The sequence below is a fragment of the Streptomyces sp. NPDC059534 genome (assembly GCF_042743475.1).
Lineage (GTDB): Bacteria > Actinomycetota > Actinomycetes > Streptomycetales > Streptomycetaceae > Streptomyces.
Map to the genome: position 1 here is coordinate 42,534 of NZ_JBHWAQ010000044.1, position 11,667 is coordinate 54,200.

General features: G+C 71.3%; 6 protein-coding genes. 1 reads left to right on the plus strand and 5 read right to left on the minus strand.

Annotated features, from left to right (window positions below; genetic code table 11):
* Positions 1-101 precede the first annotated feature (101 nt).
* Positions 102-3,239, plus strand: a complete 3,138-nt coding sequence (fxsT, locus tag ACFVZH_RS34505; RefSeq protein ID WP_384903679.1) for an FxSxx-COOH system tetratricopeptide repeat protein — start codon at positions 102-104, stop codon at positions 3,237-3,239.
* On the opposite strand, the gene ACFVZH_RS34510 is transcribed toward fxsT, so the two are convergent.
* The 5 genes from ACFVZH_RS34510 to ACFVZH_RS34530 all read right to left on the minus strand — a co-directional run.
* Positions 3,221-6,967, minus strand: a complete 3,747-nt coding sequence (locus ACFVZH_RS34510; protein WP_384903681.1) for an amino acid adenylation domain-containing protein — start codon at positions 6,965-6,967, stop codon at positions 3,221-3,223. The two genes, fxsT and ACFVZH_RS34510, sit on opposite strands and share 19 nt — an antisense overlap.
* Before the next feature lie 727 nt (positions 6,968-7,694).
* A complete protein-coding gene (locus ACFVZH_RS34515) occupies positions 7,695-8,378 on the minus strand; it encodes a maleylpyruvate isomerase family mycothiol-dependent enzyme (RefSeq protein ID WP_384903683.1) in 684 nt (227 codons plus the stop codon).
* Between the two features lie 7 nt (positions 8,379-8,385).
* Positions 8,386-9,807 carry an adenosylhomocysteinase gene (ahcY, locus tag ACFVZH_RS34520; RefSeq protein ID WP_384903685.1) on the minus strand — a complete coding sequence of 474 codons (1,422 nt, stop codon included), beginning with the start codon at positions 9,805-9,807 and terminating at the stop codon, positions 8,386-8,388.
* A complete protein-coding gene (gene metF / locus ACFVZH_RS34525) occupies positions 9,800-10,660 on the minus strand; it encodes a methylenetetrahydrofolate reductase [NAD(P)H] (protein ID WP_384903686.1) in 861 nt (286 codons plus the stop codon). Before metF ends, ahcY begins: the two co-directional genes overlap by 8 nt.
* Positions 10,657-11,667: vitamin B12 dependent-methionine synthase activation domain-containing protein (locus tag ACFVZH_RS34530; RefSeq protein WP_384903687.1), on the minus strand; the 1,011-nt coding region annotated here is incomplete at its 5' end. The genes ACFVZH_RS34530 and metF, both read right to left, overlap by 4 nt.

An 11,667-nucleotide genomic window follows, 5' to 3' on the forward strand; every position in this document is an offset into this window, starting at 1 on the left:
TCCGCCCCACCCGTCGAACCCCTGCGGCGGGCGGGGCGGTTGGGCGACACTGATGACGGGACGCCGCTCCTTGGCGCCCTCGTTCGAACCGGAGGCCCGCCATGGACCCACAGCGACTCGTCTGGGTCCGCACCGCCGACCCCCAGGGGTCCGGCTCCGGCTATCTCGTCGGCCCCCAGCTCGTCCTCACCGCGCTGCACGTCGTGCTCGACGGCGGCCGATGGGCCGGGCGGGTCGAAGCCCGCGTCGGCCACCCCCGCTTCGGGGAGACCACGGAGCGCCAGGCCGAGGTGTGTTGGCCGGACACCCGGGACGGCATACCCCCCGACGACGCCCCGGACATCGCCCTGCTCTGGCTCGACGCACCCGTGCACGCCGGGAAGGGGCCCGTGCGGTGGGGGCGTCCGGACGGCACCGCCCGCATCCCCTTCACCGGCGCCGGCTTCCCGGCCTTCGCGGCCGACGACGCCCCCGCCGCACAGTTCGAGGACCTGCACGGCCACCTGTCCGTCATCGGCACCTCCCTCCCCGGCTGGGTCCTCGACTGCCCGGTCTGGCCCGCACCCGGCCGCGACGGACAACGCCCGTGGGCCGGCGCCTCCGGCTCGGCGATCTTCTGCCAGAACCGGCTCGTCGGCGTCGCCGTCGAGGACAACCGCACCATGGACTGGCGCCGCCTCCACGCCGTCCCCCTCCACGAAGCCCTCGAACGCCCCGGCTTCGCCCCGCTCATCGCCCGCCACGGCCACCCCGGCACCACCACCGCCGCCGAACCCGTCACCGCACGACCCGCCACACCCGGCGCCGACGGCGTCACCTGGCCCGTCGAAGTCGGCCCCATCCCCACCCTCGCCTCCGCCTTCCAGCCCCGCAGCGGCCTCCGCGAACGCATCGACGCCCTCCGGTCCGCCCGCGGCACCGTCGTCCTCACCCAGGTCCTCTCCGGCGGCGGCGGCTTCGGCAAGACCCAACTGGCCGCGTCCTGCGCCCTCGACGCGCTGGCCGACGGGGTGGACCTGGTGATCTGGGCGTCCGCGACCGAGGCCCAGCAGGTCATCACCCAGTACGCCCAGGCCGCAGCAGACCTCCACCTCCCCGGCGCGACCGGCAAGGACCCCGAGTCCGACGCGCGCACTCTCCTCCGCTGGCTCGCCACGACGGACCGCCGCTGGCTCGTCGTCCTCGACGACATCACCCACCCCACCGACCTCGGCTCCTGGTGGCCCGCCGGACGCACCGGCACGGGCTGGGTCCTCGCCACCACCCGCCTCAACGACTCCCGACTGACGGGCGGCGGGCGGAACCGCATCGACATCGACGTGTACTCCCCCGAGGAAGCCGACGCCTACCTGCGGGAGCGCCTCACGGGCGACGACATGGCCCACCTCCTCGACGACCGCGCCCCGGGCCTCGCGGAGGCCCTGGGCCACCTCCCCCTCGCCCTCGGCCTCGCCGCCGCCCACATGATCAACGAAGAGCTGACCTGCACCGCCTACCTCCACCTCTTCACCGACCGCCGCACCCGACTCGACGAAGCCCTCCCGGAGACCGCGGACGCCGAGGGCTACGGCCGCCAGATCTCCGCCGCACTGCTCCTCTCCCTGGAAGCCGCCCAGGCCACCGACCGCACCGGCGTCGCCGTCCCCGCCCTCCGCATGGCCGCCCTGCTCGACCCGGCCGGCCATCCCCACAGCCTGTGGACGACGACGCCGCTTCTCGACCACCTCTCCGTGGCCGGAGACGCCCCCGCCACGCCGGACCGGACGCACGCGGTACTGCGCCTCCTCCACCGCTACGCGCTGATCACCTACGACACCCGCGCCGAGCCCCGGGCGGTCCGCATCCACGCCCTCACCGCACGAGCGGTCCGGGAAGCCATGCCCGAGTCCGTCCTCGGTCCGCTGGCGATCACGGTGGGGGACGCGCTCCTCGACATCTGGCCACAGGTCGACCAGGTGCACCAGGAACTGGCAGCCATCCTGCGTGCCAATACGGACGTCCTGGCCGACCATGCTCAGAACCACCTGTGGCGTCCTCAGCCGCATCCGGTACTGCACCGTTCCGGCAGCAGCCTCCTCGACGCGGGTCTCGCCGAGTCCGCAATCGCCTTCTGGACGGTCATGACGGACACCGCCCACAGGTTGCTGGGCGCCGAGCGCAGCGAGACCCTCATCGCCCGCGCTCATGTAGCCCTGGCACTGGACCAGGCGGGACGGACCGGCGAAGCCATCGCCATCGAGGAGCGGGTGGCCGCCGACCACGAACGCATCCTGGGCCCCGAGCACCGTGACACGCTCACCGCCCTCCACAACCTCGCCGGCAGCTACGGGGCAATGGGTCGGATCAGCGAAGCCATGGAGATCCAAGAGCAGGTAGTCGCCACCCGTCGGCGACTCTTCGGCGCGGACGCCCCCGACACCCTCATGGCCCTCGGCAACCTCGCCGCGAACTACCTGCGTGCGGGCCGCGTCAACGAAGCAATAGAGATCGAAGAACAGGTGGCCGCGGTCCGTCAGGAGCGTCTGGGCGCCGAGCATCCGGACACCCTCGCCGCCCTCAACAACCTCGCCTCAAGCTACCTGCGTGCGGGCCGCGTCAACGAGGCCATCGAGATCCAAGAACAAGTGGTCACCACCTGTCAGCGACATCTGGGCGCCGATCACCCCCAAACCCTTACCGTCCTCAACACCCTCGCCAGCAGCTACTGGGAAGCACTCCGCACCCGTGAGGCCATCGAGATCCAGGAACTCGTGGTCGCGCGCCGACGTCGGCTCCAGGGCGCCGAGCATCCGGACACCCTCGCCGCCCTCAACAACCTCGCCACCGGCTACTGGCAAGCGGATCGCAACAACGAAGCCGCCGAGATCCTCGAAGACGTGTTCACCGCGCGCCTGCACCTCTTGGGCGCCGACCATCCCCACACTCTCATCACCCGCGGCAACCTCGCCGCCGTCTACTCGAACCTGGGCCGCGACACAGAAGCCCTTGCGATCACCGAGGAGGTCGCAGAAGCCCGCCGACGCCTCCTGGGCGGCGACCACCCTGACACTCTCGCCAGCCGCGCCAACCTCGCCACCCTCTACGGGGACACAGGCCGCCACGCCGACGCGCACCGCCTGTGGCAGGAAGTGGTGGCGGACTCCGAACGGGTCCAGGGGCCCGATCACCCCGACACCCGCGCCTTCCGGGCCACCCTCGCGGCCATGCCTCCCCCTCCCGGCTACAACCCCAGCCGATAGCGGATCTTCTTCACCAGCTCCCTCAGGTCCGGCTGCCGCAACAGGCTGTAGTGGTCCGCGTCCAGTTCGACGACCGTCGGGGGGCGGGTGGACCAGCCGGTGGCGTGCTCCAGGAAGGAGTAGTCGTCGCCCTGCGCCTTGAAGAGGGTGACAGGGCAGCGGACCTGGCGTTCCCGCAGCTCGCGGAAGGTGTAGGTGAACTCGAAGGTCTCCTCGACGACGGCCACGATGCGGGAGACCAGGTCCGGGTCCAGGGACGGGAAGTCCTCCGCGACCCGGGAGACGAACCCCTCCCGGTCGGCGGCCGTCACCGTCGGGTCGATCGTGCCGGCGAAGACGGAGTACAGGATCGCCACGAACGCCGGGTTGTCGTAGGTCGCGCCGCCCGTCTCCGAGGAGCGGACCTTCGGGGAACCCGGCGCGATCAGGAACAGGTGCTCGACCTGCTCGCCGGCCGCCTCCAGGAGGTGGGCGGACTCGAAGGCCACGCGGGCACCGAAGGAGTAACCCCACAAGGTGTAGGGGCCGGTGGGCTGACGGCGGCGGATGGCGGCGACGTCGGCGGCGGCCATGGCGCTGATGGTGGAGTACGGCTCCTCGCCCCGGTTGATGCCGTGCGCCTGGACCCCGTAGAAGGGGCGGTCGATGCCGATCTCCTCGGCCAGATGGCGGAGGTTCATGGTGTACCCGCCCAGGCCGGGCCAGCAGTAGACGGGCGACTGGGCGCCGGGCGCGTGGAGCCGGACAAGACGGGAGGCGGGGGTGGCGGCGGCGCCGTCGAGCTGATGGGCGAGCTTCTCCACCGTGGGACGGTCGAAGAGGATCTGGAAGGGGAGCCGGGCGTCGAACTCGCGGTTGATCCTCGTGATCAGCGTGACGGCTATCAGGGAGTTGCCGCCGGATTCGAAGAAGTCGTCCAGGACGGAGACGGCCGCCACGTCCTCGTACTTCAAGGCCGCCGCCCAGATCTCCGCGAGGCGGCCCTCCGTGCGCGTACGGGGCGGGACGTGGGGACGGCCGTGGAGGCCGGCGTTGACGACCGCCAGGTCGGCCAGGGCCTTGGTGTCGACCTTGCCGTTGGCGGAAAGGGGAAGCCGGTCCAGGACGACGACCCGGTTGGGGATCATGTAGTCGGGGAGGTGGTGCACGAGGTCGTCGCGGATCATCTCCGCGGGGCCCTTCATGTGGACCGTGTCCTCGTACATGCCCTCACTCGCCCGCTGCTCCTCGCTGACCCTGCCTCCGACGAAGAAGTAGGACGGGCCGGTGGGGCGGCCGGCGGCGGCGAGGATCTCGTCGACACGGCGGGCCGCGGGGAGGGGGTGACCCGTCCTGGAGCTGTAGCCGGAGGACATGAACCCGAGATCGTGGTCACCGAGTTGGAGGCGCTGGAGGGCGCGGCCCAGGTCGACGTAGGCGCGGGAGGGGTCGGTCGTGCGGCTGACGGCGGTGATGCCGACGGAGGCGCGCTCGAACACCGCCTGGTTGATCGCGATGACGTGCTTCTTCTCGACGAGGGAGTCCGAGATACGCAGCAGGTCGCCGTCGGCGTAGGCGTAGTGGCCGCGCGGAAGGTCGGGGATCCCGTCGCCGTGCACCTGGACGTAGAGGTCCAGGTCCGGGTCGGTGCGCGTCCCGACGTCGTACGGCACCACCTCGACGCCGCCGTGCTCGCCGTACGGGCGGACGTCGAGGCCGTACCCCGGGAGGATCTCCTCGAAGAGACCCGTCATGTGGCCGGTCTCGATCTCCAGGACCTCCTGGATGTTGTTCTTGTACACGGGCTCGATGGCGGACCGCTTGCCGTGGAAGGAGAAGCGGAGCACCGGGTCCCCGTCGGCCGCCGCGGCAGCCGTCAAGTACAGCCGGTGCCGGACCGGGTGGTAGTAGTACGTGCCCGCATCGAGGCCGGCGATACCGCGGGCTTCGAGATGGAGCTGCGTGGCGTACAGGGCGCCCGGCGAGGCATAGCCGTACTTGGGAAGAAGACGCTCCTCACTGGCGAACTGGCCGAACCAGCGCAGGATCTCGCCGAGATCCGCGAGCGTCAGACTGCCGATCGCACGCGAGCCGATGCCCTCGGGACGGCGGGCCAAGGCCGCGAGGAGGTCCCCGCGGGTGAGAGTGCCGCCCTCGTAGAAGCGGTAGGTCTTGCGGGCGAAGACGGCACTTCGCATGCGGGCGGTGGGAACGACGCCCGGAAGCTGCACGGCGAGACGGCCGGCGAGGTCGGCGTCATCACGGGTACCGGCATGGGAAAGCTGGGCCTTGACCTGGAGTTTCGACTCCTTGGACCGATGGTGCGCGCCGTGGTTGCCCTGGTCCATGAGGGCGGCCTCCTTCGGGGACAGCTCGACGCAGGCCACGAGATTCTGGAAGCCGGTGCGGAGCTCGTCCTTCACGATGACCGCCGCGTTCCTGACCCAGTCGTGGTCCTCGATCGCGAGCGCGATCTCGTCCAGCTCGACACGGAAGCCGCGTAACTTGATCTGGTTGTCCGCCCGGCCCGCGAACTGGACGGTGCCGTCCTCGTTCCAATGCGCCAGATCGCCCGTACGGTACAACCGCTCCCCGGACTCCGCCACGACGAAACGGTCCGCCGTCAGCTCCGGGCGATCCAGATACCCCCGCGCCACCTGGACACCACCAATGCACAACTCACCGTCGCGTATGTGGAACGTCGTGCCCCGAGCCGGTCTCCCGATCGGGATCGCGGACGGACCCTCCGCCCCGACCGTGGCACGGTCGACCGTGTGCGAGGAAGCATTGATGGTGCACTCGGTGGGCCCGTAGAGATTGATCAACTCCACGTCCGGAAGCTCCGCGAGGAGCTGCGCGGCAAGGTTCCGGGAAAGGATCTCGCCGCCGGAATACACCCGGCGGAGCGTCGTGCAGGTCGCCAGCCGCTCCGTGTCCACCAACGCCTGCAGCAAGGTCGGCACGCCCTGCAGCATCGTCGCCCCGTGCGCCCGCACGGAATCGACCAGACCCTCCGGATCCCGGTACACCCCCGGCGGGCCCACCGCCACACGCGCCCCGACCGCCGGCGCCAGGATCTCCCACTGCGCCGCGTCGAAACTCATCGGCGTCTTCTGCAGCACGACGGCGCCCCGGCCGAGCCGGTGCTCCTCCGCCATCCACCGCATCTGCGACACGATCGAGCGGTGCTCGACCATCACGCCCTTCGGCTTCCCCGTCGAACCCGACGTGTAGATCACATACGCGAGATCCCTCTCGCCGACGCTGTACGCCTCCGGCTCGCTCGCGTCGTTCGCGTCCGTCGCGTCGTTCGCGTCCCTCGCGTCTCTCGCGTCCGCCGACCGCCACGCGTGCCGCACGGCGTCCCCCAGCGTCACGACCACCGTCCCCGGCGGCGCCAACTCCCCCACCCGATCCCGCAGATGCTCCTGCGTCACGACCAACCGCGCCCCGCTGTCCTCGATCATGTACCGGACCCTCTCCTCCGGATACTCCGGCGACAGCGGCACATACGCGGCGCCCGCACACACCACCCCCCACACCCCCACCACCAACTCCAACGACGGCTCCGCATAAACCCCCACCCGCACGTCCGCACCCACCCCCAACCCCCTCAACCTCCCCGCCACCACCAACGCCGCCTCCGACAACTCCCCGAACGTCAGCCCCTCCCCCTCGAACTCGACAGCCGGGGCGTCGGCGTGCGCCAAGGTCTCCGCGCGGAGCAGACGGTCGAGCGTTGCGGACATGACTGGGTCCCTTCGGGTCGATGATGCGAAACAGGCGGCCGGGCCGGGCCGTCGAGCGGCGTCGGCCTACTGAGGCGAGGCCGGGCCGGGCCCCCGCTGTGGGCATGCGTTCCGCCCGTCCGGGAGGTGCCTCCCCCAGGGCGGAACGGGTGGCCACCACGGACGGCGCCCGTTGCCGGGCCGGCCAGTCCGAGCCCCCCCCCTCGTTGTGGGCAATCGTTCCGCTGGGGCGGAACGGGTGGGCACCACGGACGGCACTCGTTGCCGGGCAGGCCGAGCCGGGCCGGCCAGTCCGGGCCCACCCCGTTGTGGGCAATCGTTCCGCTGGGGCGGAACGGGTGGGCACAACGGAACGGCGCCCCTTGCCGGGCCTAGGCTTCCGCGCCCGAACCCGCACCGACAGCTCGGCGTCGTACGGGTGCGGGCCCAGGCACAAGGGGCGGAGGCGCCGCCAAGGGCGCCGTCCCGTGTGCCCACCCGTCCCGCCCCAGCGGGACGATTGCCCACACGGAGGTGGGGCCGCACGAGGGCGCCCCGGGGGCGTGGGTCCCACGGGTGGCGGGGCCACGGACCGGAACGCGACGGGCGGGGCCCAGGGGTGCGGGCACCACGGGCGGGGTCCACGGGGTGCGGGGTCCACTCGCGGGTGGGCCCGCTTGGGGGTGGGCGCCACGAGCAGGGCCCACGGGGTGCGGGGCCCACGGGGTGCGGGCACCACGGGTGGGGGTTAGCGGTAGAGGAGGAGTTCTTGTTCGGTGGCGCCGGTGAGGTGGTAGCGGGTGCGGACGAGGGGACGTCCGGAGTAGATGCGGATGAGCGTGGCGGAGTCGCCGTGGAAGGTGGCGGGGGCCCGGCCGGGGATGGGGTTGCCGAGGGCGACGGGGTGGTCGTCGCGGTCGGCGAGGAGGCCCATGAGGCGGGGGGTGGAGCGGTTGCGGCTGGTGACGGAGAGGAGGGGGAGGGCGAGGTCGAGGCTGGCGCCGCAGTAGGCGCCGGGTTCGCCGAGCGCCTCGCGGACGTCGCCGGCGTGGACCCATTCGCCGAGGGCGACGGCGTCGAGCCGGTCGTCGTCGCGGGCGGCGATGACGGGTCCCGCCTGGGTGAGGCCGTGTTCGAGTTCGTCGAGGACGCGGCCGAGGGGCCAGTCCTCGCGTTCGGCGACGTCGGCGGCGTTGGCTTCGGGCAGGAAGACGCCTTCTTCCAGGCGGTCCTCGACGATGCGGACGAGGGCTGCTCCGCAGTGGGCGAGGACTTGTCGGGTGGTCCAGCCGGGGCAGGCGGTGCGGAGTGCGTACGCCTCTTCGGGGGTGCGGCGGAGGAGCGGCATCAGGAGGTCCCGTTCCGTCGTGAGGAGACGGTCGGGGAGCCACGGGTCACGTACGTCCTGCGCGGGCGAACAGTCGGTACACATGCGGTCCTCAGTAGCGGTAGTGGTCCGGCTTGTACGGGCCCTCGACGGGGACCCCGATGTACGACGCCTGCTCGGGGCGGAGGGTCGTCAGGTGGACGCCGAGGGCGTCGAGGTGGAGGCGGGCGACCTTCTCGTCGAGGTGCTTGGGGAGGGTGCGGACGTCCACCGGGTACTGCTCGGGCTTCGTGAACAGCTCGATCTGGGCGAGGGTCTGGTCGGCGAAGGAGTTCGACATGACGAAGGAGGGGTGGCCGGTCGCGTTGCCGAGGTTGAGGAGGCGGCCTTCGGAGAGGACGATGACGACCTTGCCGTCGGGGAACGTCCAGGTGTGGACCTGCGGTTTGACCTCGTCCTTGACGATTCCGGGGATCCGCGCGAGGCCGGCCATGTCGATCTCGTTGTCGAAGTGGCCGATGTTGCCGACGATGGCCTGGTGCTTCATGCGGGCGATGTCGGACGCCATGATGATGTCCTTGTTGCCGGTGGTGGTGATGAAGATGTCGGCCGTCTCCACCACGTCCTCCAGGGTGGCGACCTGGTAGCCGTCCATCGCCGCCTGGAGCGCGCAGATGGGGTCGATCTCGGTGACGATGACGCGGGCGCCCTGGCCGCGCAGCGACTCGGCGCTGCCCTTGCCGACGTCGCCGTAGCCGAAGACGACGGCGGTCTTTCCGCCGATGAGGACGTCGGTGGCGCGGTTGATGCCGTCGATGAGGGAGTGGCGGCAGCCGTACTTGTTGTCGAACTTCGACTTCGTGACGGCGTCGTTGACGTTGATCGCCGGGAAGAGGAGGTCGCCGGCCTGCTGCATCTCGTACAGGCGGTGGACGCCGGTGGTGGTCTCCTCGGTGACGCCGCGGATGCCGGCGGCGATCACCGACCAGTCCAGGGTCGTGCTCCGCAGCAGTTCCAGGATCACCCGGTGCTCGTCGTTGTCGGCGGTGGACGGGTCGGGGACGGCGCCGGCCTTCTGGTACTCCACACCCTTGTGGACGAGGACGGTGGCGTCACCACCGTCGTCGAGGATCATGTTCGGGCCGCCGGTGGGCGAGTTCGGCCAGGTCAGGGCCTGCTCGGTGCACCACCAGTACTCCTCCAGGGTCTCGCCCTTCCAGGCGAAGACGGGGATGCCGGCGGCGGCGATCGCGGCGGCGGCGTGGTCCTGGGTGGAGTAGATGTTGCAGGAGACCCAGCGGACCTCGGCGCCGAGGGCGACGAGGGTCTCGATGAGGACGGCGGTCTGCACGGTCATGTGGAGGGAGCCGGTGATGCGGGCGCCGGCGAGGGGCCGGGTGGCGGCGTATTCGCGGCGGATCGACATGAGGCCGGGCATCTCGTGTTCGGCGAGGGTGATCTCCTTGCGGCCGAAGGCGGCGAGGGAGAGGTCGGCGACCTTGTAGTCGGTGAACCCGGTGGTGACGTCAGACATGGACAACGCTCCTTGCGCTGAGGATGGTTCGGTGGATTTCGAGGGCCGCCGTCGATTTGTTGAGCGTGATGTAGTGCAGGCCGGGCGCGCCTTCGTCGAGCAGCCGCAGGCCCATCGCGGTGGCGTGCGCGACGCCGATGCGGTACGCGGCGGCCGGGTCGTTCCTGGCCGCGTCCAGGCGGTGTGCCAGGTCTTCGGGGAAGGCGGCGTCGCTGAGTTCGGCGAAGCGCCGGATCTGGCGTACGTCGGTGGCCGGCATGATCTCCGGGATGATCGGGGTGTCGCAGCCGGCGGCGGCGACCCGGTCGCGCAGCCGCAGGTAGTCCTCGGGGTCGAAGAACATCTGTGTGATGGCGTAGTCGGCGCCTGCCCGGCATTTGGCGACGAAGTGCGCGAGGTCCGTGGAGGGGTCGGGGGACCGGGGGTGGCCTTCGGGGAAGGCGGCGACGCCGATCCGGAAGTCGCCCAGGGAGCGGACGAGGGCGACGAGTTCGTGGGCGTGGGTGAATCCGTCGGGGTGCGGGGTCCACGTGCCGCGCGGGTCGCCGGGCGGGTCGCCGCGCAGGACGAGGACGTCGCGGACGCCGGCGTCCGCGTACGCGCCGATGATGGAGCGCAGTTCGGCGACCGAGTGGCCGACGGCCGTGAGGTGGGCGACGGGCCGCAGGGTGGTCTCGGTGACGATCCGCTGGGTGACGTCGATGGTCCGGTCGCGGGACGAGCCGCCGGCGCCGTAGGTCACGGAGACGAAGTCCGGCCTGAGCGCCTCGACGCGCCGGATCGCGTCCCAGAGGGTCTGTTCTCCCCGGTCCGTCCTGGGCGGGAAGAACTCGAACGAGTACGTGGGGTTCACAGGCGTCGGCCTCCCGCGTTGAAGTAGCTCGCCTCCGGGTGGTGGACGACGATCGCGTCCGTCGACTGCTCGGGGTGGAGCTGGTACTCCTCCGACAGTTCGACGCCGATCCGCTCGGGGCGCAGGAGTGCGGCGATCTTCGCCCGGTCCTCCAGGTCGGGGCAGGCCGGGTAGCCGAGCGAGTAGCGGCAGCCCTGGTACTCGGTGCGCAGCATGCCGTCGAGGCCGGAGGGGTCCTCCTGAGCGATGCCCCATTCGGTGCGCACCCGGGCATGCCAGTACTCGGCGAGTGCTTCGGCCAACTGGACGGAGAGGCCGTGGAGTTCGAGGTAGTCGCGGTAGGCGTCGGCGGCGAAGAGGCGGGCCGTCTCCTGGCCGATCCGGGAGCCGACGGTGACGATCTGGAGGGCGACCGCGTCGACCTCGCCGGAGTCCTCGGCGCGGTGGAAGTCGGCCAGGCAGAGGCGGCGGCCCCGCTGCTGGCGGGGGAAGGAGAAGCGGGTCCGCTCGCCTCCGTCCTCGTCCAGGACGATCAGGTCGTCGCCCTTGGACACGCAGGGGAACCAGCCGTAGACGACGGCCGCCTCGACCAGGTTCTCGCGGGCGACGCGGTCGAGCAGCGCCCGCAGCCGCGGTCTGCCCTCCGTCTCGGCGGACCCGGCGTCCTTGAGGCCCCACTGGCCTTTGAAGAGGGCGCTCTCGTCGAGCCAGGGGGCGTACTCGGCGAGCGGGATGCCCTGGACGACCCGGGTCCCGAGGAAGGGGGGTTCGGGTACGGGGTTGTCGGCGGCGATGTCGGAGCGGCCGGCCGGTTCGGGTTCCCGTGCTTCCGCGAGCGGGGTGGCGCGCGGGGGGACGCGGCGCTGTTTGAGCGGCGGGAGGGCGGCGCCGGGGACGCCGCGTTTGACGCCCATGAGGGCGTCCATGAGGCGCAGGCCCTCGAAGGCGTCGCGGGCGTAGCGGACCTCGCCCTGGTAGATCTCGTGGAGGTCCTGTTCGACGTAGGC

Excerpts from the sequence above, each read along its gene's own strand:
- fxsT (WP_384903679.1), top strand. The coding sequence starts at position 102 with ATGGACCCACAGCGACTCGTCTGGGTCCGCACCGCCGACCCCCAGGGG.
- ahcY (WP_384903685.1), bottom strand. The coding sequence starts at position 9,807 with ATGTCTGACGTCACCACCGGGTTCACCGACTACAAGGTCGCCGACCTC.
- ACFVZH_RS34515 (WP_384903683.1), bottom strand. The coding sequence starts at position 8,378 with ATGTGTACCGACTGTTCGCCCGCGCAGGACGTACGTGACCCGTGGCTC.
- ACFVZH_RS34510 (WP_384903681.1), bottom strand. The coding sequence starts at position 6,967 with ATGTCCGCAACGCTCGACCGTCTGCTCCGCGCGGAGACCTTGGCGCAC.